We start from the raw sequence: 20,927 nt of genomic DNA, 5'->3' as shown, positions 1-20,927 counted from the left end.
CCCCCCCCCCACCCCAGTCGACCCGAACGTTACGGGACCGGCTCGAACTCGACCACGCTGTCGAGGGCCTTGCCCATCGCGGCATTGCCCTCGCGCTCGATCATGATCTCGACGAGCACCGGACGGCTCGTGCGGTCCGCTTCCTTCTTCGCCCACTCCAGCGACGCCCGGATCTCGGTCGGATCGACCACGCGGACCCCGGCGCAGCCGTAGGCCTCCATGATCTTGACGTTGTCCGTGCCGTTGGCGTCGTAGTGGATGTCGACTTCGAAGTTCATGTCGTAGCCGGTCTCGGCCTGGCGGATCAGCCCGAGGTACTCGTTGTTGAGCATGATCAGCACGAATCCGACGTCGTACTGCGCGGCGACGGCGAGCTCCTCGACCAGGAACTGGAACGAGTAGTCCCCGACCACGCCGACGACCTCGGCCTCGGGCTTCGCCTTCTTGACCCCGATCGCCGCCGGGATCTCCCAGCCGAGCGGGCCGGCCTGGCCGCAGACCTGGTAGTGGCGTGGCTTGTGCGCCTTCTGGAACTGGCCGGACCAGATCTGGTACAGCCCGATCGCGGTGACGAAGTAGGTGTCCTCGCCGTAGTAGTCGTTGATCTCCTTGAAGACCCGCGGCGCCTTGATCGGCACGGACTCGAAGTCATCCCGGCGCGGCAGTGCTTCCTTCAGGTCCGACAGCCTGTCGACCCAAGCACGGCCAGTCGTGACTGTCCGTTTTTCGGCCGCCACCAGCAGCGCGTCCAAGAACGCGCCGGTGTCGGAGACGATCCCGAGATCCGGCCCGAACACCTTGCCGAGCTGCGTCGGCTCGATGTCGACGTGGATGAACTTGCGCTCACCGCGGTAGGTGTCGAGCTCGCCGGTGTGGCGGTCACCGAAGCGCGCCCCGAGCGCGAGCACCAGGTCGGACTCCAGGAAGGCCGCGTTCGCCCAGCGCTGCGACGTCTGGATGCCCGCCATTCCGGCGAACAGCTCGTGGCCCTCGGGGAAGCTCCCCTTGCCCATCAACGTGACGCCGACCGGCACACCGAGCTTCTCGGCGACAGCCAGCAGCTGCTTGCTCGCCTCGCCGAGCACCACACCGCCACCCGCGAGGATCAGCGGACGCTCGGCCGCCAGCAGCATGTCCAGCGCGCGCTCGACCCGCGCCGCGGACGGCGTCGGGACGGTGATCGGCAGCGGCGAGTCGATGCTCGAATCCCACTCGATCAGCTGCTTCTGGACGTCGATCGGCAGGTCGATCAGCACCGGGCCCGGCCGCCCGGACCGCGCGATGCGGAACGCCTCGCGGAAGATCCACGGCAGCTGCGCCGCTTCCTTCGCCTGCACCGCCCACTTCGTCACCGGCTTGGCGATCTCGACGATGTCGACCGCCTGGAACGCCTCGGTGTGCAGCTTGCGCGAGTCGGCCTGCCCGGTGATGCACAGGATCGGCACGGAGTCGGCCTGCGCGGTGTAGAGCCCGGTGATCATGTTGGTTCCGGCGGGGCCGGAGGTTCCGATCGCGACCCCGACCCCGCCGGTGGTTCTCGCCCAGCCGTCGGCCATGTGCGTGGCGCCTTCTTCGTGCCGGACTATGAGGTGTTCGATACCGCTGCCCTGCAGGGATTGGTACAGCGGGAGAATCGCCGCGCCGGGGCAGCCGAACACGGTGTCGACGCCCTCGCTCTTGAGAATTTCGACGACGGCTTGCATAACGGGAATCCTGGGCATGGTCACTCCTCGTTCTGGGAACGGCCGGAAAGTGCTTCGGTGACTTTGAGCAGCGCGGAGTGGTCCAGGGAGCCGTAGCCCATGGCACGCGCCGCGGACACGAGCTGCGCGACCATGCCGGTGAGCGGCAGCGACACGTCGGCCTCCCGCGCGGCGGCGAGCGCGATGCCCATGTCCTTGTGGTGCAGGTCGATGCGGAACCCGGGCTTGAACTGCCTGGCCACCATCGACTCGCGCTTGAGGTCGAGGATCCGGTTCGCCGCGAGGCCGCCCGCGAGGACGTCGAGGCCGATCTTGGCGTCGACGCCGGAGGCTTCCATCAGCACGATGGCCTCACCGACGAGCCCGTAGATCCCGCCGACGACCAGCTGGTTCGCCGCCTTCACGACCTGGCCGGCGCCGTGCGGGCCGACGTGCACGATCGTCTTGCCGACGACCCCGAGCAGCGGCTTGGCGGCGGCGAAGTCCTCCTCGTCACCACCGACCATAATGGACAGTGCCGCCTGCTTGGCACCGGCCTCACCGCCGGATACCGGCGCGTCCAGCACGCGGATTCCCTTGTCCTTACCGGCTTTCGCGACCTCCAGCGAGGTCTCGGGCCGGATGGTGCTCATGTCGATCAGCAGGGTGCCGGGCTTCGCGACCTCCAGCACACCGGACGCGCCGAGCACGACGTCCTCCACGTGCGGGTGGTTCGGCAGCATGGTGATCACCACGTCGGCGCCTTCGGCCGCCTCGGCCACACTCGACGCACCGGTCCCACCTGCCGCCACGAGCCGCGCGACCGCGTCGGCGCTCACGTCGAACCCCGTGACGTCGTGCTCGGCGGCGACGAGGTGGCCCGACATCGGCCCGCCCATGATGCCCAGCCCGATGAACGCGATCTTGGTCATTTCCGTCCCCTTCGCTCCTGCGGCAGCCAGTCGAACGAATCCGCGCTGGAGCCGGTCGGCTTGTATTCGATCCCCACATGCCCGTCGTAGCCCGCCGCCTGCAGCTTCTCCAGGTAACCCTCGATGTCCAGCGAGCCGGAGCCCGGCTGGCCGCGGCCCGGTACGTCCGCGATCTGCACGTGCCCGACGCGCGGCGTGTACTCCGCGACCATCGCGTCGAGGTCGTCACCGTTGGCCGCGAGGTGGTAGAGGTCGGCCAGCAGGGTGACGTTTTCGCGACCGAGCTTGTCGATCACCTCGATGGCGTCGGCGGCCGTCAGCAACGGGTAGCGCTCGGCGCCGGACAGCGGTTCGAGGACCAGCTGCGCGCCGATGCCCGCGGCCACGGTGGCGGCGAGATCGAGGTTGGCGAGCGCGAGCTCGTCCTGCTCGGCCGGGTCGACGCCGTCGATCCTGTTGCCGTACAAGGCGTTGAACGTCCGGCAGCGCAACCGCGTCGCGATGTCGATGGCGACGTCGACGCTGTCGGCGAACTCCTGCTCCCGCCCGACCCACGACACGAGCCCGCGATCTCCCGCGGCCATGTTCCCGGCGAAGAAGTTGAGCCCGATCAGGTCGAGTTCGGCCTCACGGACCGAAGAGACGAACTGGTCGACTTCGATGTCGGACGGTACGGCGACCTCGAACGGCCACCAGAACTCGACGGCGGTGAAGCCCAGTACCCGGGCGACCTCCGCCCGCCGGAGCAGGGGGATTTCGGTGAAAAGGATCGACAGGTTGACGTCGTAGGGCAGGGAATGACGTGAACCGGCAAGTTCGGCCATGGCGGAAACCTTCGTGGTCGAGTGCTGCGGCTATTTCAGCAATAATTTCGCTGTGTGGAATTTTGTTTTCGCATAACGAGACTAACTCCGAACAGTCCGTCTCGTCAACGGGCCTTCCGGCGGGATACGTTGCGCCGGTGGAACTAGAAGCGGAGTTCACGAGCGAGCCCTTCCAAGGTGAGGGCGAGCCGCCGGCGCACGCGCTCAAAGCACGGGACGCGGCCGACAAAGCGGGCCTGACCACGGATTTCGGCCCACTCGGCACCACAGTGCGCGGTGACGCCGACGCGCTTCTGGGCGCGCTGAGCGGCATCGCCCGGGCCGCGATCGACGGCGGTGCGATCCGCTTGACGCTGCAACTGCGCCGGACGGACGCCCCCGCGGCCGCGCCGGTCGAGCTGAACAGCGCGCTGGACCGCCTGATCGGAGAAGTCGAGCGCGAAGTGGGCGGCAAGCTCGCCGGGCTCGACCGCGCGAGCAAGCAGCGGGCCGTGCGGATCCTCAAGGAACGCGGCGCTTTCACCCAGAAGAAGTCCGTGGCCACGATCGCCGAAGCCCTCGGGGTCACCCGGTTCACGGTGTACAACTATCTGAACCGGGAAACCGGCTGACCAGTCACTTTCAACAAAGTGTTGACGCGAACGGGCATCCGGCCGTACCGTTCGCCAGCAGAATAATTCTTCCGCCATACAGAATTCCCAGCTAGGAGCGCTCTTGTCGCAGCTCGAGCTCGCCGAGTTCAACCAGGCCGGCCCCGAAGACGTGCGCCCCCTCCTCACGACTTGCCTCGCGGTCCCCCGCTGGGTCGACGCCGTGCTGGCCGGGCGGCCGTACACCGACGTGGAAGCCCTGCTCTCCGCGTCGGACGCGGCGACGCCGTTGCTCCCTGCCGAGATCCACGAGGCCATGGCGGCCCATCCCCGGATCGGTGAGAAAGCCGCCGGGAGCGGGACCGGCGCGAGCTGGTCGCGGTCCGAACAGTCCGGTGTGGACGGTTCGACGGCGGAGAAGTTCCAGGCCGCCAACGTCGAGTACGAGCAGCGCTTCGGTCACGTCTTCCTGGTCTGCGCCAGCGGCCGCAGCGGCGAGGAACTGCTCGCGAATCTGCGAGACCGGCTGGGCAACGATCCCGACACCGAGCTCGCGATCGCCGGCCAGGAACTGGCCAAGATCGCCAAGCTGCGACTGGAAAAGGCAGTGCAGGCATGAGTCTCGTGACCACCCACGTCCTCGACACCGCGAGAGGCGTCCCCGCGGCCGGGATCCCCGTCCGGCTCTACGCCGACGGAACCGTGCTCGCCGAGGGCGTCACCGACGACGACGGCCGCCTCCGCGACCTCGGCCCGGACCAACTCGACGCGGGCGTCTACAAGCTGACTTTCGACACCGCGGACTACCTCGGGCCGGACGCGTTCTTCCCCGAGGTCACGGTGTCCTTCCGGATTCTCGATCCCGGCGCGCATCACCACGTGCCGGTCCTGCTCAGCCCGTTCTCCTATTCCACCTACCGAGGGAGCTGAACCGCGGTGGCCATCATCTTGGGACCCAACCAGTACGGCAAGGCCGAAGTCCGGCTCGTCACGGTGAACCGGTCAGGCCCGGTACACCACATCAAGGACCTGACGGTGTCGACGTCGCTGCGCGGCAGCCTGGAGCGCACCCATCTGACCGGGGACAACTCCGACGTCGTCGCCACGGACACGCAGAAGAACACGGTGTACGCCTTCGCCAAGGAAAGCCCGGTCGGCGAGATCGAGGACTTCGCGCTGCGGCTCGGCAAACACTTTGTCAAGGGATCCAGCGTAGGCGAGTTCAGCCACATCAGCGGCGCCCGGGTGCTCATCGACGAGCACGGCTGGGACCGGATCGCCGTCGAGGGAAAACCGCACGACCACTCGTTCTCCAAGGCGGGCAACGAAAAGCGCACCACGGCCGTCACCGTGCACGGCGATCAGACCTGGGTGGTTTCCGGGCTCGACGACCTCGTGCTGCTGAAGTCCACCGGCTCGGAGTTCCACGGTTTCCCGCGCGACAAGTACACGACACTGCGCGAAACCGAGGACCGCATCCTGGCGACAGCGGTGACAGCGCGCTGGCGGTATCAGGGCACCGACATCGACTGGGCGAAGAGCCACCAAGAAGTCCGTCGGATCATGCTGGAAACCTTCGCCACCAAGCACAGTCTCTCGTTGCAGCAGACGCTGTACGCGATGGGCGAGGCCGTTCTCGAAGCCCGCTCGGAGGTCGCCGAGGTGCGGCTTTCCCTGCCGAACAAGCACCACTTCCTGGTCGACCTCGAACCGTTCGGGCTGACCAACGACAACGAGGTCTTCTACGCGGCCGACCGCCCGTACGGCCTCATCGAGGGCACCATCCTGCGCGACGACGCCGAAGACCCCGGCCTCGCGTGGCACACCCTCGCCGCCTTCTAACCGAATTTTCGTGCAGGGCCCCGGGCTCGTACGCCCGGGGCCCCGGTCCAGCGCGCCCTGAGGGAGCCCCATGACCACCACCACGCAAGCCGAGCGCCACCCCGTCGACCGGAAACCGCCCACGCTGCAACTGGTCGCCGGGGGCATCCAGCATGTGGCCGCGATGTACGCCGGTGTGGTCGCGCCGCCGCTGATCATCGGCGCGGCTGTGGGCTTGAGTCCTGGGGAGCTGAGCCTGCTCATCAGTGCGAGCCTGTTCACCGCCGGGCTCGCGACGCTCTTGCAGACGCTGGGGGTCTGGCGATTCGGGGCGCGGTTGCCGCTGGTCAACGGCGTGACGTTCGCGACCGTGGCGCCCGTGCTGTCGATCGTCAAGCAGCATGGGCCGGAGAACGCGCTGGGCGTGGTCTACGGCGCGACGCTGGTCGGCGGGGTGCTCGTGGTCTTCGCCGCTCCTTTCTTTTCCCGGCTGACGAGATTCTTCCCGCCGCTGGTGACCGGCACGGTGATCACGCTGATCGGCATCTCACTGCTGCCGGTGGCGATCCATTGGATCTCGAGCCAGCAGGAGACCGCGAAACCGTCGGGGTTGATCCTCGCGGGCATCACGCTCATCGCCGTACTCGCGCTCAACAGGTTCCTTTCGGGATTCTGGAGCCGGATCGCGTTGCTGCTGGGGCTCATCGTCGGGACACTGTTCGCCTGGCCGCTCGGCGAGGTCGACACCTCGACGCTCACGCAGGCGCCGGCGTTCGGGATCGTGACGCCGTTCCACTTCGGCATGCCGGTGTTCGACGTCGCCGCGGTGATCTCCATGGCGATCGTGATGCTGGTGGTGATGGCGGAAAGCACCGCGGACATGCTGGCGCTCGGCGAGATCGTCGAAAAGCCGACCAGCGAAGCCACCCTGGCTGACGGCCTGCGGGCCGACGGGCTGGCGACGGCGTTGAGCACGATCTTCGGCGGCTTCGCGTGCACGGCGTTCGCGCAGAACATCGGGCTCGTGTCGCTGACGCGGATGGTCAGCCGGTACGTCGTCGCGGCCAGCGGTGTGGTGCTGGCGATCCTCGGCGTGCTGCCGGTGACCGGCGGGATCATCGCGCTGGTGCCACAACCCGTGCTCGGCGGCGCCGGACTGGTGCTGTTCGGCAGTGTCGCGGTGAGCGGTGTCCGGACGCTGGCGAAGGCGTCGTTCGAACGCCCCGCCAACGTGACGATCGTGGCCGCGTCACTGGGGATCGGGCTGATCCCGATCGCAGCGCCGAACTTCTACGCCGGCTTCCCCGCCGCGGTGCAGACAGTGCTGAACTCGGGCATCAGCGCCGGGTGTGTGGCGGCGGTGGTCCTCAACCTCGTGTTCGGTGAGCGGTCGGCACGAACTCCCGCATAGCCTTCGCGAACTCGGCCGGCTGGTCCTCGGGGATCAGCGTGTAGCTGTCCTCGATCTCGACCAGCCGCGCGTCCGGAAAGAGGTCGACGAGCCGCCGGCCGTGTTCGCGGGGCATGAGCTTGTCCTCGGGCGCCCAGACCACGAGCACCGGCCGGTCGAACGACTTCATCCGGTCGGCGAGTTCGAGCAGGACGTCCTTGGGTGGCACGGACTTCACATACTTGACGAGGTCGCGGCGGATCTGCGGGTCGGTCCGCGCCGGGCGGAACCAGCTGTCCATAATTTCCGAGGGAACCGCACGCTTGCTCATCCAGCCCCAGGCGCCGGGCGCACGCTGGAAGGCCTTGAACCGCAACAGGCTCATCGTGGTCTTCAACCCGCCGGGAATCTTGCAGGCGAGTCCGATGGCCGCGCCCGGGAGACCCGGCGGGTAGTTGTCGAACGCTTCGCAGGCGCTGAGCACGAGCCTGCCGACGCGGTCCGCGCGGTCTTCCGAAAGCAGGAGCTGGCCGCCTCCCCAGTCGTTCAGGACGAGCGTGACGTCGGTGAGTCCAAGCTTCTCGAGGAACTCGTCGATGAGCAGGGCGAGGCCGCGCAGCGAGAGGTCGGCGTCCGGGTTCATGGGCTTGCGGTGGCCGCCGATCGGCCAGGTCGGCACCACACAGCGGTAGTCCCCGCGCAGGTCGGCGACCACGTGACGCCACACCGTGCCGTTGATGGTCAGGCCGTGCAGCAACACAAGCACCGGTCCTTCGCCACCGGTGTCCTCGTACTCGATCGGGCCTGCGGACAGTTCGACCTCGGGCATCACAGCCTCCGATTTGATAGATCGCTCTAGCGTGACGGTAGCCTATACTCGGCGTCGACGCGAGGAGGTTCGAGTTGGCAGGCACGAAGGACCGCATCATGGCGGCCGGCGCGGAGCTGTTCCGCCGCAACGGGTACACCGGCACCGGTCTCAAGCAGATCGTGGCGCAGGCGGGCGCGCCGTTCGGCTCGCTCTACCACTTCTTCCCCCGTGGCAAGGAGCAGCTCGGCGAGGAGGTCATCCGCTCGTCCGGGCTGATGTACCTGCAGCTCTTCGACATCCACTTCGGCCACACCGACGACCTCGTCGGCGGCGTCGAAGCGGCTTTCGCCGGCGCGGCCGAGACACTGCGTGAGACGGACTACGCCGACGCTTGCCCGATCGCGACCGTCGCGCTGGAAGTCGCCAGCACGAACGAGCCGCTCCGGAAAGCGACCGCGGACGTCTTCACCGCGTGGATCGACGCCGGTACGGCGGTTTTCGCGAGGTTCGGCATCGGCGAGGAAGCGGCCCGCACGCTCACCATTTCGGTGGTCACGAGCCTGGAAGGCGCCTTCATCCTCAGCCGCTCCCTGCGCACCACCGAACCCCTCGCCGTCGCCTCCGCCACCTCAGTCCTGGCCGCCCGCGCCGCCCTCGCCACCGTGAGCTGAACTCACGTCAGGGTGGCGAGGTGGGCTCGCCAGTCACCCAGGGCCGTGATGTCGATGAGGTCAGGAGCGTCCACAAAGGACTTACGCAGGACGGTGGCGAGACAGGCGGCGCCGTCTTCGAGTTCGATGATGCCGATCTCGAGCTCGGGTGGTTCCGACGGGATCAGGTGGTCACGCAGGACACGCAGCGGCAGGTCGTAGACCTCGCCGACGACGCTGCCGCCGCCGGATTCGACCTCGTACATCGCCGGAAAACGGTCCCCGACGGAGAAGTACCGATACTTCGGGGCGGACTTCGCGACGCACAGCAGCGGCGCGCCCTGGAGCTGGATGTGCAGCGGGCCGCCCCGCATGCCACCACCGTTGAGGAACATCAAAGCCACGGCATGATCCCTTCGATTCCGAAGTAACAGGCGAAGACCACGGCCAGGATGCCGAGCAGCCAGCCGATCTCCCGCCACTGTCCCTTGCCGACCTTGATCAGAACGTACGCGACCAAACCGGCGCCGATGCCGTTCGTGATCGAATAGGTGAACGGGATCAGCGCGATCGTCAGGAACACCGGGATCGCGAAATCCAAGTCCCGCCAGGGAATCCGCGCGCACTGGGCCATCATCATGCCGCCGATGACGACCAGCGCCGGTGCCGCGGCCTGCGCCGGGACCACCGCCGCGATCGGCGTCAGGAACAGCGTCGCGGTGAACAATCCACCGGTCACGACACTCGCCAAGCCAGTCCGCGCGCCTTCGCCGACCCCCGCTGCCGATTCGAGGAACACCGTGTTCGGCGCGGAACCCGTGACGCCACCGGCGAACGCGCCGATCCCATCGACGAGCAGGATCCGGCCCATGCCCTCGACACGGCCGTCCTTCACCAGCCCGGCTTCCTCGGAAACGCTGGTGATGGTGCCCATGGCGTCGAAGAACCCGGACAGCACCAGAGTGAACAGGAACACCGTCGCCGTCGCGATCCCGGCCGAGCCGAAACCGCCGAACAGATCGATGTCGCCCAGCAAACTGAAATCAGGACTCGCGACCACGTGCTCCGGCACGTTCGGCACGACCAGACCCCAGCCGCCGACGTGGAACACACTGTTGACGACGATCGCCAAGACGGTCGCCACCAGGATGCTGATGAGCACCGCGCCCGGTACCGCGCGGCTGATCAGCACGATCATCAGCAGCAGGCCGATGCAGAAGATCGCGATCGGCCAGCCGACGAGATGCCCGCCGATACCCATCCGCACCGGGACCGTCGAGTTCGCCGCGTCCGGGGTCCGCGTCACGAAACCCGCGCTGACCAGGCCGACCAGCGCGATGTAGAGCCCGATCCCGACGGTGATCGCCACCTTCAGCGGCATCGGGATGGCGTTGATGATCCGTTCCCGCACCCCGGAGACGGCCATCAGCACGATGCACACGCCCTCCAGCACCACGAGCCCGAAAGCCTGCGCCCATGTCATCGCCGGCGCCATCTGGAACGCGACGACGCCGTTGACGCCGAGTCCCGCCGCGAGCGCGAGCGGCGCGTTGCCGATCAGGCCCATCAGGATCGTGGTGATCCCCGCGGCCAGCGCGGTCGCGGTGGTGACCTGCTCGGTGGTCAGGCGGGCGCCGGTGATGTCGGCCGACGCGCCGAGGATGAGCGGGTTGAGCAGCACGATGTAGCACATCGCGACGAACGTGGTCACGCCTCCGCGAACCTCGCGGCCCACCGTGCTGCCACGAAAGGAAATCTTGAAGAAGCGGTCTAGCCGGGAGGCGTTTGCGGGAGCCGGTTCCGGCGAGTGGTGGGGCGGGTTAGCGCGCAGCTGGGTCATGAGTGTCTCCACAGCGGTGTGGGCGTGCTCGACCAAGGCCCCCTTTTCGGAAGGGGCCCGGCTGGGTGGGTGGCTCGTGAGTGGCTACGAGTGTTCTAACACTCGTAGCCACTCACGAGGTCTTTAGTAGGCGAGCTTGTCGGGTTTCGACAGCCAGGCCTGGAAAGGCGCGTTGAAGTCCGAAGTGGACAGTTGGTCGATCGGGACGGGCCAGCTCTCACGCGGCTTGCCGAAGAGCTCGTAGAACTCACGGTCGTCGAAGCCCGCTTTGGCGGCGTCGTCACGATCCGCGGTGTACAGGACGCGATCCACCCGCGCCCACAAGGCTGCCGACAAGCACAGCGGGCAGGGCTCGCACGAAGAGACGAGCACGCAGCCGGTCAGCTTGTAGTCGCCGATCGCCTGGCAGGCCGCCCGGATGGCGACGACTTCGGCATGCGCCGTCGGGTCGAGCCGTGGTGTCACCTGGTTGGTCCCGGTGGCGATGATCTCGCCACCTCGGATGATCACCGCGCCGAACGGGCCTCCACCCGCTTCGACGTTGGCGGTCGCGAGCCGGACGGCTTCGTCGAGCCATTTCCGCTCGTCCGAAACAGCTATGGACAGACGTGTCCCCACGAAAGGTCTCCTAGTCTTGAGAATCAGGTGCCGGTGATGTGTTCCGGGCGCACCGGGACGCGTTGCAGTGCCAGTCCGGTGGCCGCGCGGATCGCCGCGACGATCGCCGGGGTGGACGAGATCGTCGGCGGTTCGCCGACACCTCGCAGCCCGTACGGCGCGTGCGGGTCGGCACGCTCGAGGACGTCGATGCTCATCGGTGGCATATCGAGCACGGTCGGGATCAGATAATCGGTGAACGACGGGTTCCGGATCTTGCCGCCGGCGGTCTGGATCTCCTCCATCACCGCGAGCCCGAGTCCCTGCGCCGAGCCGCCCTGGATCTGGCCGAGCACGGCCTGCGGGTTCATCGCCTTGCCGACGTCCTGCGCGCAGTCCAGCGAGATCACTTTAACCAGCCCGAGTTCGGTGTCGACGTCGACAACAGCGCGGTGCGCCGCGAACCCGTACTGGACGTGGGCCATGCCCTGCCCGGTCTCGGGGTCGAGGGACTCGGTCGGCCGGTGACGCCACTCGACGGTCTCGTCGAACGTGTCGTCACCGAGCACGTCGACCAGGTCCGCCAGCACGCCGTCGCTCGACGAAACGAGTTTGCCGCCGGTGACGCTGAGCTGGCTCGCCGCCGTGCCGAGCTTGGTTTCCGCGTGCGCGAACAGCTTCGAGCGCACGGCCAGGCAAGCCGCCTGGACCGCTCCCCCGGTGACGTAGGTCTGCCGTGACGCCGACGTCGAACCGCCGTTGCCGATGGTGGTGTCCATCGGCAGGATGGTGACCTGCTCGATGCCCAGCTCGGTACGGACGATCTGCTGCATGATCGTCACCAGGCCCTGGCCGACCTCGCAGGCCGCCGTGTGCACTGTCGCCGCCGGTTCGTCGCCGACGATCTGCAGGCGCACGCGGGCCGTCGAGTAGTCGTCGAAGCCTTCGGAGAAGCAGATGTTCTTGATGCCGACCGCGTAACCGACACCGCGCACGACACCTTCACCGTGCGTCGTGTTCGAGACGCCGCCGGGCATGCGTCGGAGGTCGAGTTCGCCTTCCGCCGCGGGCAAGGGCTTGGCGCGCAGGCGTTCCAGGAGTTCGGCGACCGGTGCGGCCGAGTCGACGACCTGGCCGGTCGGCATGATGCTGCCTTCTGCCATGGCGTTGCGAATCCGGATATCGACCGGGTCGATGCCACAGGCCTCGGCGAGTTTGTCCATTTGCGACTCGTACGCGAAACCCGCTTGCACCGCACCGAACCCGCGCATGGCGCCGCAGGGCGGGTTGTTCGAGTACGTGCCCCAGCAGTCCACGGACACGTTCGGCACGTCGTACGGCCCGACACCGAGCGTCGCCGCGTTGGCCACCACCGCGCCGGTCGAAGACGCGTACGCGCCACCGTCGAGGTACAACCGCGCCTTGACGTAGACGAGCTTGCCGTCGGCGTCCGCGCCGTGCTCGTAGTACATGCGCGCCGGGTGCCGGTGCACGTGCCCGTAGAAGGATTCCTCGCGGTTGTAGACCATCTTGATCGGCTTGCCGGTGTGCAGCGCGAGCAGGCAGGCGTGTACCTGGATCGACAGGTCCTCGCGGCCACCGAACGCGCCACCGACGCCACCGAGCGTCAGTCGCACCTTTTCCTTCGGCAGGCCCAGCGCGGCCACGATCTGCTGCTGGTCGACGTGCAGCCATTGTGTGGCCACGAAAAGGTCGACACCACCGTCTTCAGCGGGTACGGCCAACCCCGATTCCGGGCCGAGGAAGGCCTGGTCCTGCATGCCGACCTCGTACACGCCGCTCACCACGACAGCGGCTTCCGCGGTCACGTCACCGCGCCGGATCGGCACGTGCCGGACGACGTTCCCGCCGGGGTGCAGATCCGCGCCTTCACCGGCGACGGCCGCCTCGACGTCGATCACCGGTTCCAGTTCCGTGTAAACGACCTTGATGCGCTTCATCGCACGTCGCGCGGTTTCGGGGTGATCGGCGGCGACCAGCGCGACCGGTTCCCCTTGGTACCGCACGACATCCACGGCCAGCACCGGCTGATCCTGGTGCTCCAGGCCGTACCGGTTCACGCCGGGTACGTCTTCGTGAGTGAGCACCGCGTACACCCCGGGCACCTTCAGCGCCTCGCCGATGTCGATGCTCTCGATCCGGGCGTACGGGTGCGGGCTGCGCAAAGTGGCGCCCCACAACATGTCCTCGTGCCACAGGTCCGAGGAGTAGGCGAACTCACCGCGGACCTTGATGGTGCCGTCGGGGCGTTGCGGGCTCGCACCGACGCCGTTCGCCGAGCCAGTCGCCGTCGCGGTGGCGGTTTCCGTGGCGCTACTCATCGCGTCTCCCGAAGTCGTGCGCTGGCCGCGCTGAGTTCCCGCGCGATCGAAGCTTCGTCGGCCGTTCGCAGTTCGCCGCCGGACACCACGGTCTTCCCGCCGACCAGCAGCCGCGCGATCGGCGGGGTGGCACCGAGAACCAGCGCGGCGACCGGGTCGGTGATCCCGGCGTACAACAGCCCGTTCAGGTCCCAAAGGGCCAGGTCGGCGAGCTTCCCGACCTCGACCGAGCCGATTTCGCTCTCCCGGCCGAGGCAGCGCGCGCCGCCCATGGTGCCCATCCACAACGCCTGGCGCGTGGTCAACGCCTTGGGCCCACCTCGTTGGCGCGCCTGGAAAAGCGACTGCCGCAGCTCCTCGCCGAGACCGCCGGATTCGTTGGACGCGGCGCCGTCGACACCGAGACCGACCGGCGCACCCGCGTCGAGCAGCGCACGGACCGGCGCGATACCGGTGCCGAGCCTGCCGTTCGACGTCGGGCAGTGCGCCGAACCGGTGCGGGTGGCGCCGAGTTTGCGGATCGCTTCGGGCGCGAGGTGCACGGTGTGCGCGAGCCAGACGTCATCGCCGAGCCAGCCGAGTTTGTCGGCGTACTCCGCGGGCGTGCAGCCGACCTCGGCGAGGCACTGCTCTTCCTCGTCGAGTGTCTCCGCCAGGTGCGTGTGGAGCCGGACTCCCTTGCGGCGCGCCAATTCCGCGGCACCGGTCATCAACCGCTCGCTGACCGAGAACGGCGAGCACGGCCCGGCCGCGATGCGGACACGGGCGTTCGCCGACGTGTCATGGTGCTGGTCAATGGCCCGCTCGGTGCCGAGCAACGCGGCTTCGGTCTCCTCGACGAGGTTGTCCGGCGGCAGCCCGCCGTCGGACTCGCCTCGGTCCATCGAGCCGCGCACGATGTGGATCCGCGTGCCGACGCGGCTGTTCGCGGACACGAGCGCTTCGACCTGGTCACCCGCGTCCCGCGGGAACACATAGTGGTGGTCGGCGACCGTGGTGCAGCCGGTCATCGCGAGGCGGGCAAGCCCGGCCGTCGCGGCGGCGTGGGTGATTTCGGCGTCGAGCCGGCCCCAGATCGGGTACAGCTCGACGAGCCACTCGAAGAGCGTGTGGTCGGCGGCCAGCCCGCGAGTCGCCCACTGGTACAGGTGGTGATGGGTGTTGACGAGACCGGGAGTGACCAGACGCCCACGCCCGTCGATGCGCTCGTCGTACTCCCCGGCCGGTGCCGGGCCTTCGCCGACGGCGACGATCAGCTCATCCTCGATGACCACGTATCCGCTGGGGATCTCGGTGCCGGACGCATCGACGGTGGCGATCGCCGCGTTCTCGATTACCGTCCTCATGCGGTACCCGCCTTGACCGTCGCGGCGAGCCGGACGGCGTCGAGGATCTTCTCGTATCCCGTGCAGCGGCACAGGTTTCCGGCGAGCGCCTCGCGGATCTCCTCGTCGTTCGGGCTGGCGACGCGGTTCAGCAGGTCGTGCGCCGCGACGACGAGCCCGGGCGTGCAGAAACCGCACTGCACGGCTCCGGCGTCCACAAAGGACTGCTGGACCGGGTCGAGCTTGTCGCCGTCGGCGAGTCCTTCGACGGTCCGGACCTCGCGGCCCTCCACCTGACCGGCGGCGACCAGGCACGAGCAGACCGGGACCTCGTCGAGGTATACCGTGCAGGACCCGCATTCGCCCTGCTCACAAGCGTTCTTGGAGCCGGGGAGGCCGAGCCGCTCACGCAGGACGTAGAGCAGGCTTTCGCCCTCCCACACGTCGTCGGCCTGCCGGGACTCGCCGTTGATCGTCACGTTCACGCGCACGAGCGCTCACTCCCCTGGTAGTCGTTCCACGCCCAAGTCAAGGTCCGCCTGGCCAGCACCGCGAGCGCGTGCTTGCGGTATTCGGCGCTGCCGCGGACGTCGTCGATCGGTGAACTGGCCTCCGAAACGAGCTCGCCGAACCGCCGGCGCACGGAGTCGCTGATCGCCGCGCGGGTGCCCCACAAGTTCTTGTCGGTCAGTTCACCGGACAGGAACTCCTCGGCGGCCAGCGCACGACGTGGGGTCGGCGCGGCCGAGCCGACGGCGGCGCCGACCCGCGACCGCTCGGGATGTAGTGCGACGGCGAACGAGCAGACCGCGATGACCATCGCGTTGCGCGTGCCGACCTTGGAAAACTGCTGCGGCGCGCCGGTGATCGGCACGTGCACGGCCGTGATCAGCTCGTCGGCGTCGAGGGCGTGCCGTTTGACGCCGAGGTAGAACTCGTCGGCCGGGATGACCCTCGAACCGCGAACCGACGCGACCTCCACCGACGCCCCGGCGGCCAGCAGCACCGGATGGGTGTCCCCGGCGGGCGACGCGGCCCCGAGATTACCGCCGACCGTGCCGCGGTTGCGGATCTGCGGCGACCCGACCGTGCGGGAAGCCATGGCCAGCGCGGGCAGCTTTTCACCCAGTTCAGCGATGACCCGGACGTACGGGACACCGGCGCCGAGCCGGACCACACCGTCCGATGTGGACCATTCGGCCAGCTCCGCGATCCCGGTGAGGTCGATCAGCGCGGCGGGGCGGCGGTGGTCGAAGTTCAGCTCGACCATCACGTCGGTCCCGCCGGCGATGGGCACCGCGTCCGGCCGCTCGGCCTTGATGGCGAGCGCCTCCGGCAGGGTGGTGGGGCGCAGGAAATCCACTCTCTGGCTCCTCGAAGTCGGTGTAGTGACCCAGTACACACACCTACTGCCCTGAGCCGCAACGGCGCGGGAGTATGAATCGGGGGCAGCGGGGACCTGCCTCTTTGTGCTTTCCTACAACCCTGATGACAGTACTGAAAACTCTGCTCGATCTACCGGGATTGCACTTGCGCCTGCGGACCGGGGCGGATCTGCTCGACCGCAAGGTCACCCGGATCTACGGCACCGAGCTGCCCGACCCCGGCCGCTACCTCTCCGCGGGTGAGCTGGTGCTCAGCGGTTTGCTGTGGTGGCGACGCCCCGGGGACGCCGAGCCGTTCGTGGCCGCGATGGCGCGTGCCGGTGCGGCGGCGCTGGCGGCGTCCGGCGCGGATTCCGACGGCATCCCCCAGGATCTGATCGACGCCTGCGCGCGGCACCGCATCCCGCTGCTGGAAGTACCGCCGGAACTCTCCTTCTCGGTCATCACCGAACGAGTGGTCCTCGCGCTGGCCGCCGGGTCGGAAGGCGCGCGCAAACGGTTGCTTTCGGCCGCGACCGACGACGCGTCGCTGTCGACGCTGCTCGGTCACGCCGCCACTGAACTCGGCGCGCCCTGCTGGGTGCTGTCGGCCACCGGCCGGGTCGTCTCCGGCAGCGAAGAACCTCCCCCGCCGGTCGACAAGCTCGTCGCCCGGTTCGTCTCCGCCCAAGGTCATCCGTCCGGCGTCCACGGGCACACGCTGCTGCCCATCGGCGGCCGGCACGCCGTGCCGTGGCTGCTGGCCGTCGGCGCGGAACTGACCTCCGGCGCGACCGAGATCGCCGAGGAACTCGCGGGCCTGATCGGGCTGGCGCGGTCACGCGACGACCAGGTGCGCCGGGTCGGCGACCGGGTCGCGGAACCGCTCATCCGGCTGCTCGGAAGTGGCTCGGCGACCGGTGCCGAACTGGCCGACGCGTTCGCCGCGAGCGGTCTCCCCGCCGACGCCACTCTGCGCGTGGTGCTGGCGCGCACGCCCGGCGCCGGCGCGGGTCGCGAACTGCTCGGCGAACTCTTCGCCGGACATCCCGCGCGGGTTTTGATCGGTGCCCTCGGCGAAGACGCCTACGCACTCGTGGAAACCGACGACGGCTGGCCCGCCGACTGGACGACGTCGGCAACCCGCGCTCTGTCCACTGTGGAGCCAATGCTCGGCGCTTCCCGGGTACTGCTGGGAAGCGGTGGCCCGGCACAGATTTCCGGCCTGCGCGGCGCGGCCGAGGAAGCCCGCCACGCCGTGGTCGCCGCGGCGAACCGGACCGAGCGGGTCGCGGTCGTGGCGGGGGAGGAAATCGGCATGCACCGGTTGTTGCTCGCCGGTGCGCCCGACGAACTCCGAGCGGCATTGCGCCGGCGGGTACTCGGCCCGTTACTCGCTTACGACGCCGAGCAAAACAGTGACCTCGTGCGCACAGTGCGCGTTTTCCTGGAGTGTTCCGGGTCACCCGCGCGGGCCGCGAAAGCGTTGCACGTCCACGTCAACACGCTGCGCTACCGCATCGGCCGCGCGAGTGAGCTCCTCGACGTCGACCTCACGAATTTCACCGAACAGGTCGAGGTTTACCTCGCTTTGCTGGCCGACGGGTAAGGCCGAAAAGCGACCTGAGAGAATTGGGGTACCAGGTCGGCATCTCACTTTGACGCCCATGGTGAAAGGGCGGAGATGGGTAAGCAGAAAAGCCGGCTGAGGGCCGCGGCGCAACGCGCGGCCAGGGAACAGGCCGCACAGCGTCCGTACTACGCGGAAGCACCGACGGTCGACGAGATCGCCACGATCCTGATCAAGGCGGCGAACGACCTCGAAACCAACTCCGGCGCCGCGAAGCAGTGCGCCGACGAGCTGACGTCCGAGAGCTTCCCGAGCAGCTTCGGCGACGTCGAACTCGGCGCGCAGAAGGCCGTCAAGCACCTGCTGGACCGCGCGATCAAGGGCGGCTGGCTTGCCGAGGACATCTACCAGGCCACGCGGCGCCAGCTCGACGAGTTCGCCCTCGCCTACGTCGTCGACCAGCTCGCCGCGTACATCGAGCCCTACCCGCCCGCGACCGTCCACCCGACGTGGCGCGAACAGCTCGGGCAGCTCGACGCGACGGTCTGGTGGAGCAGCGACGAGCCGCATCTGGGGCAGTTCGCGGCCAAGCACATTCTCATTCCGGTGGAGGTGCTGACCAGCGTCGTCGAGGTCCTCGACCTGCTGACCACGCTGCACCCGCTGGACCTCATCGTCCCGCTGCCCGGCACGGTCGAGAACCAGAAGATCACCGGCAAGCACGGCGTCAACGAGAAGATGCTGAGCCGGGTCCGCGCGCTGCTGGCGAAGGCGGAGTCGAGCGCGTTCCCCGAGGAAGCCGAAGCGCTGTCGGGCAAGGCGCAGGAGCTCATGACCCGCTACGCGCTCGACAGGGTGCTCGTCGAGGCGGACGCCGCGATGGTGAACACGGTCAGCGCCCACCGGCTGTGGCTCGACACGCCGTACCTCGACGCCAAGTCACTGCTGGTCGACGTCGTCGCGACGGCGAACCGCTGCCGCGCGATCTTCCACGCGTCCTGGGGCTTCGTCAGCGTGCTCGGCGACGACAGCGACCTCGACGCCGTGGACCTGCTGACGACGTCGCTCCTGCTGCAGGCCACGCGCGCGATGATCGCCGCCGGCCACGACGCCGGGAAGCTCAGCGAAGCCCGCACCCGCGCGTTCCGGCAGTCTTTCCTGGTCGCCTACGCGACCCGGATCGGCGAACGCCTGGAGCAGGCCAGCGCGACGACGATCGCCGCGGCCGAGGACTCCGCCCGGCTGTTGCCGGTGCTGGCGTCCCGGCGGCAGAAGGTCGACGAGCAGTTCGAGATCCGGTACCCGAAAGCCGTCGGCAAGCGCGTGCCCGTGCGCAACGCCGCCGGCTGGGGCGCGGGCAAGGAAGCCGCCGACCGCGCCCACCTGGAAGCCCGCCGCTCCGTCGGCAGCTGAGCTCGTCAGGCGATGGCGGCGATGTCACCATCGTCGAAATAGATCGCCTGATGGAGTCTTCCCCCGAGTGCCGCCGCATAGCGAGCGAGCACGTCCTGCCCCGCGACTTTGCCTTGTTCGATCTGGGAGCAGCTCTTGCTTGCCCGCTTCGACTGCTTCCTCGCCGCCGGCACGTTCGACGTGTTGGCCGCGAATGTCCTGCCAATGGCTATAGCCGGTCATCGCCCGCCCTCTTCTTCTGCTCGGCGTTCCTCATCGACGACGCAGACGTCCCCTTCCTTAGCCGCCAGCCAGGTATAGCAAATCCTATACCTGGCTGAGCGTGACTCGTCGCCATCTGTCGACAGATGGCCGGACGCGGCGGTGGGTGCCTGCTCACGGCGCTGGGGTCGCGACTGGTTCTGGGTCGGGTTTTTTGGCCATGGTGCCGAAGGTTTCGAGCATGCGTTCGCGGTCCAGCTGGTTCTCGGACTTGGCGACGACGAAGGTCGCCACGCAGTTGCCCAGCAAGTTGACGAACACGCGCATCGAGTCCATCAGCCGGTCCGCGCCGAGCAGCAGCGCGACACCGGCGACCGGGAACGCGCCGATCGCGGCGGCTGTCGCCGACAACGCCAGGAACGACGAGCCCGGCACCCCGGCCATGCCCTTCGACGTGAGCATCAGGATTCCGACGGCGAGCAGCTGCTGGCCGAGCGACATGTCCACGCCGAATGCCTGCGCCAGGAACACCGTGCAGATCGAGAGATAGATCGTGGCGCCGTCGAGGTTGAACGAGTAGCCGGTGGGCACGACCAGTCCGGTCACCGCCCGCGAACAGCCCGCCTCGGTCAGCTTGATCATGATCCGCGGCATCACCGATTCGGTCGACGCCGTGCCGAGCGCGAGAAGGAACTCTTCCCGCGCGTAGCGGATGAACTGCCAGATCGGGATACCCGCGTAGAACCGTGAGACAGCGGCGAGGATCAACGCGAACAGCGCGGCCGCCGCGTAACAGGCGCCGATGAGTTTCGCATACGTACCAAGGGTTCCGATGCCGTACTGGCCGATGATGAACGCCATCGCGCCGAACGCGCCGAGCGGGGCGACCCGCATGATCCAGCCCATGACCTTGAAGATCACCTGCTGGAACTGCTCGACGAGACTGAGCACCAGCGGCGCCTTCGTCGGCCCGATCGCGGCGAGCGCGACCCCGAAGAACACCGCGAACACGAGCACCTGGAGCAGCTGGTTTTCCGCGAACGCGTTGACCACGCTGTCCGGGATGGTGTGCAGCAGGAAGTCCGCCGCCGACGGCAGCCGGCCGCCGTTGGTCTTGGCGTCCACCGCATTCGGGTCGAGCGTCGCCGGGTCGATGTCCAGCCCGCTGCCCGGGCGGAAGACGTTGGCCACCAGTAGACCGAAGATCAGCGCGAACGTCGTCACGATCTCGAAGTAGAGGATCGCCTTGAGCCCGATCCGCCCGACCGCCTTGACGTCCCCGACCGCGGCGATCCCGGTGACCACCACACAGAAGATGAGCGGCGCGATGATCATCTTGATCAACCGGATGAACCCGTCCCCGACCGGTTTCAGCTCCGCGCCGAAGCCCGGCCAGAAATGCCCGACGAGCACCCCGGCCACCACCGCGACGAGCAGCTGCACGAACAGCGACTTGTACCAGCCCTTGATCGACATTCCCGCAACCTAGGGGTCGGAGATTTTCCCCAAGTTCCGTGGTTGTTACGGCTGGAGCCGCCTTGCGTACGCTGTGTGCACATACCGGTGGAGGGTTGG

The 20,927-nt window shown here is 68.2% G+C and carries 21 protein-coding genes; 8 read left to right on the top strand and 13 right to left on the bottom strand.

Annotation, left to right across the window (positions count from 1 at the left end; all coding sequences use genetic code 11):
• Positions 1-29: 29 nt before the first annotated feature.
• From gcl to VGP60_RS12650, 3 genes are read right to left on the bottom strand one after another with little or no spacing between them, the layout of a single operon-like run.
• Entirely contained in the window at positions 30-1,721 is a 1,692-nt protein-coding gene (gene gcl, locus VGP60_RS12660) for a glyoxylate carboligase (protein ID WP_327548151.1), read from the bottom strand.
• Positions 1,722-1,723: 2 nt separating this feature from the next.
• Positions 1,724-2,614: a 2-hydroxy-3-oxopropionate reductase gene (locus VGP60_RS12655; protein WP_327548150.1), complete on the bottom strand. Its 891-nt coding sequence runs from the start codon at positions 2,612-2,614 to the stop codon at positions 1,724-1,726.
• Positions 2,611-3,438, bottom strand: a complete 828-nt coding sequence (locus VGP60_RS12650; protein ID WP_327548149.1) for a hydroxypyruvate isomerase family protein — start codon at positions 3,436-3,438, stop codon at positions 2,611-2,613. Before VGP60_RS12650 ends, VGP60_RS12655 begins: the two co-directional genes overlap by 4 nt.
• A 137-nt stretch (positions 3,439-3,575) precedes the next feature.
• Here VGP60_RS12650 and VGP60_RS12645 point away from each other — a divergent pair, with 137 nt between their 5' ends.
• The 5 genes from VGP60_RS12645 (at position 3,576) to VGP60_RS12625 (ending at position 7,260) form a co-directional block, all read left to right on the top strand.
• Positions 3,576-4,049 (top strand): helix-turn-helix domain-containing protein, encoded by a 474-nt coding sequence (locus tag VGP60_RS12645; RefSeq protein WP_327548148.1) that lies wholly within the window; start codon positions 3,576-3,578, stop codon positions 4,047-4,049.
• Positions 4,050-4,152: 103 nt separating this feature from the next.
• Entirely contained in the window at positions 4,153-4,647 is a 495-nt protein-coding gene (gene uraD / locus VGP60_RS12640; RefSeq protein ID WP_327548147.1) for a 2-oxo-4-hydroxy-4-carboxy-5-ureidoimidazoline decarboxylase, read from the top strand.
• Positions 4,644-4,958, top strand: coding sequence for a hydroxyisourate hydrolase (gene uraH / locus VGP60_RS12635; protein WP_327548146.1), 315 nt, complete (start codon positions 4,644-4,646; stop codon positions 4,956-4,958). Before uraD ends, uraH begins: the two co-directional genes overlap by 4 nt.
• Before the next feature lie 6 nt (positions 4,959-4,964).
• Positions 4,965-5,870 (top strand): factor-independent urate hydroxylase, encoded by a 906-nt coding sequence (gene pucL / locus VGP60_RS12630; protein WP_327548145.1) that lies wholly within the window; start codon positions 4,965-4,967, stop codon positions 5,868-5,870.
• A 70-nt stretch (positions 5,871-5,940) separates the two neighbouring features.
• Complete coding sequence (locus VGP60_RS12625; RefSeq protein WP_327548144.1) at positions 5,941-7,260, top strand: nucleobase:cation symporter-2 family protein; 1,320 nt, start codon at positions 5,941-5,943, stop codon at positions 7,258-7,260.
• On the opposite strand, the gene VGP60_RS12620 is transcribed toward VGP60_RS12625, so the two are convergent.
• Complete coding sequence (locus VGP60_RS12620) at positions 7,217-8,068, bottom strand: alpha/beta hydrolase (RefSeq protein WP_327548143.1); 852 nt, start codon at positions 8,066-8,068, stop codon at positions 7,217-7,219. The genes VGP60_RS12625 and VGP60_RS12620 overlap by 44 nt on opposite strands.
• Before the next feature lie 98 nt (positions 8,069-8,166).
• On the opposite strand from VGP60_RS12620, the gene VGP60_RS12615 reads away from it, so the two are divergent.
• Positions 8,167-8,721 (top strand): TetR/AcrR family transcriptional regulator, encoded by a 555-nt coding sequence (locus tag VGP60_RS12615; protein WP_327548153.1) that lies wholly within the window; start codon positions 8,167-8,169, stop codon positions 8,719-8,721.
• Between the two features lie 2 nt (positions 8,722-8,723).
• Here VGP60_RS12615 and VGP60_RS12610 read toward each other — a convergent pair whose 3' ends face one another.
• The 7 genes from VGP60_RS12610 to VGP60_RS12580 all read right to left on the bottom strand — a co-directional run bounded on the left by VGP60_RS12610 (position 8,724) and on the right by VGP60_RS12580 (position 16,167).
• On the bottom strand, positions 8,724-9,104 hold the full coding sequence (locus VGP60_RS12610; protein WP_327548142.1) for an allophanate hydrolase-related protein: 381 nt from the start codon (positions 9,102-9,104) through the stop codon (positions 8,724-8,726).
• Positions 9,095-10,540, bottom strand: a complete 1,446-nt coding sequence (locus VGP60_RS12605; RefSeq protein WP_327548141.1) for an NCS2 family permease — start codon at positions 10,538-10,540, stop codon at positions 9,095-9,097. The genes VGP60_RS12610 and VGP60_RS12605 overlap by 10 nt, the downstream gene beginning before the upstream one ends.
• A 123-nt stretch (positions 10,541-10,663) precedes the next feature.
• Positions 10,664-11,158 carry a nucleoside deaminase gene (locus VGP60_RS12600; protein WP_327548140.1) on the bottom strand — a complete coding sequence of 165 codons (495 nt, stop codon included), beginning with the start codon at positions 11,156-11,158 and terminating at the stop codon, positions 10,664-10,666.
• 23 nt (positions 11,159-11,181) lie between these two features.
• On the bottom strand, positions 11,182-13,479 hold the full coding sequence (gene pucD, locus VGP60_RS12595; protein ID WP_327548139.1) for a xanthine dehydrogenase subunit D: 2,298 nt from the start codon (positions 13,477-13,479) through the stop codon (positions 11,182-11,184).
• Complete coding sequence (locus VGP60_RS12590) at positions 13,476-14,825, bottom strand: 8-oxoguanine deaminase (RefSeq protein ID WP_327548138.1); 1,350 nt, start codon at positions 14,823-14,825, stop codon at positions 13,476-13,478. The genes pucD and VGP60_RS12590 overlap by 4 nt, the downstream gene beginning before the upstream one ends.
• Positions 14,822-15,295: a (2Fe-2S)-binding protein gene (locus VGP60_RS12585; protein WP_327548137.1), complete on the bottom strand. Its 474-nt coding sequence runs from the start codon at positions 15,293-15,295 to the stop codon at positions 14,822-14,824. Before VGP60_RS12585 ends, VGP60_RS12590 begins: the two co-directional genes overlap by 4 nt.
• The gene (locus VGP60_RS12580; protein WP_327548136.1) at positions 15,286-16,167 is read right to left on the bottom strand and encodes a xanthine dehydrogenase family protein subunit M; all 882 of its coding nucleotides are present in this window, start codon (positions 16,165-16,167) and stop codon (positions 15,286-15,288) included. The genes VGP60_RS12585 and VGP60_RS12580 overlap by 10 nt, the downstream gene beginning before the upstream one ends.
• Before the next feature lie 125 nt (positions 16,168-16,292).
• Between VGP60_RS12580 and VGP60_RS12575 the strand changes: the two genes are divergently transcribed.
• Positions 16,293-17,777, top strand: coding sequence for a PucR family transcriptional regulator (locus VGP60_RS12575; protein ID WP_327548135.1), 1,485 nt, complete (start codon positions 16,293-16,295; stop codon positions 17,775-17,777).
• Positions 17,778-17,852: 75 nt separating this feature from the next.
• Positions 17,853-19,151, top strand: a complete 1,299-nt coding sequence (locus tag VGP60_RS12570) for a DUF2786 domain-containing protein (protein ID WP_327548134.1) — start codon at positions 17,853-17,855, stop codon at positions 19,149-19,151.
• Between the two features lie 5 nt (positions 19,152-19,156).
• On the opposite strand, the gene VGP60_RS12565 is transcribed toward VGP60_RS12570, so the two are convergent.
• Both VGP60_RS12565 and dctA read right to left on the bottom strand, forming a co-directional pair.
• Complete coding sequence (locus VGP60_RS12565) at positions 19,157-19,324, bottom strand: hypothetical protein (RefSeq protein ID WP_327548133.1); 168 nt, start codon at positions 19,322-19,324, stop codon at positions 19,157-19,159.
• A gap of 202 nt (positions 19,325-19,526) precedes the next feature.
• Entirely contained in the window at positions 19,527-20,828 is a 1,302-nt protein-coding gene (gene dctA / locus VGP60_RS12560; protein WP_327548132.1) for a C4-dicarboxylate transporter DctA, read from the bottom strand.
• Between the last annotated feature and the right edge of the window lie 99 nt (positions 20,829-20,927).

This window comes from Amycolatopsis sp. (assembly GCF_036008905.1).
GTDB lineage: Bacteria > Actinomycetota > Actinomycetes > Mycobacteriales > Pseudonocardiaceae > Amycolatopsis.
Note: the sequence above shows the minus strand (reverse complement) of the source record. Positions and strands in the feature narration are given on the sequence as shown.

Excerpts from the sequence above, each read along its gene's own strand:
- VGP60_RS12575 (WP_327548135.1), top strand. The coding sequence starts at position 16,293 with ATGACAGTACTGAAAACTCTGCTCGATCTACCGGGATTGCACTTGCGC.
- VGP60_RS12605 (WP_327548141.1), bottom strand. The coding sequence starts at position 10,540 with ATGACCCAGCTGCGCGCTAACCCGCCCCACCACTCGCCGGAACCGGCT.
- dctA (WP_327548132.1), bottom strand. The coding sequence starts at position 20,828 with ATGTCGATCAAGGGCTGGTACAAGTCGCTGTTCGTGCAGCTGCTCGTC.
- uraH (WP_327548146.1), top strand. The coding sequence starts at position 4,644 with ATGAGTCTCGTGACCACCCACGTCCTCGACACCGCGAGAGGCGTCCCC.
- VGP60_RS12650 (WP_327548149.1), bottom strand. The coding sequence starts at position 3,438 with ATGGCCGAACTTGCCGGTTCACGTCATTCCCTGCCCTACGACGTCAAC.
- gcl (WP_327548151.1), bottom strand. The coding sequence starts at position 1,721 with ATGCCCAGGATTCCCGTTATGCAAGCCGTCGTCGAAATTCTCAAGAGC.
- VGP60_RS12570 (WP_327548134.1), top strand. The coding sequence starts at position 17,853 with ATGGGTAAGCAGAAAAGCCGGCTGAGGGCCGCGGCGCAACGCGCGGCC.
- pucD (WP_327548139.1), bottom strand. The coding sequence starts at position 13,479 with ATGAGTAGCGCCACGGAAACCGCCACCGCGACGGCGACTGGCTCGGCG.
- VGP60_RS12615 (WP_327548153.1), top strand. The coding sequence starts at position 8,167 with ATGGCGGCCGGCGCGGAGCTGTTCCGCCGCAACGGGTACACCGGCACC.
- VGP60_RS12655 (WP_327548150.1), bottom strand. The coding sequence starts at position 2,614 with ATGACCAAGATCGCGTTCATCGGGCTGGGCATCATGGGCGGGCCGATG.
- VGP60_RS12590 (WP_327548138.1), bottom strand. The coding sequence starts at position 14,825 with ATGAGGACGGTAATCGAGAACGCGGCGATCGCCACCGTCGATGCGTCC.
- VGP60_RS12620 (WP_327548143.1), bottom strand. The coding sequence starts at position 8,068 with ATGCCCGAGGTCGAACTGTCCGCAGGCCCGATCGAGTACGAGGACACC.
- VGP60_RS12625 (WP_327548144.1), top strand. The coding sequence starts at position 5,941 with ATGACCACCACCACGCAAGCCGAGCGCCACCCCGTCGACCGGAAACCG.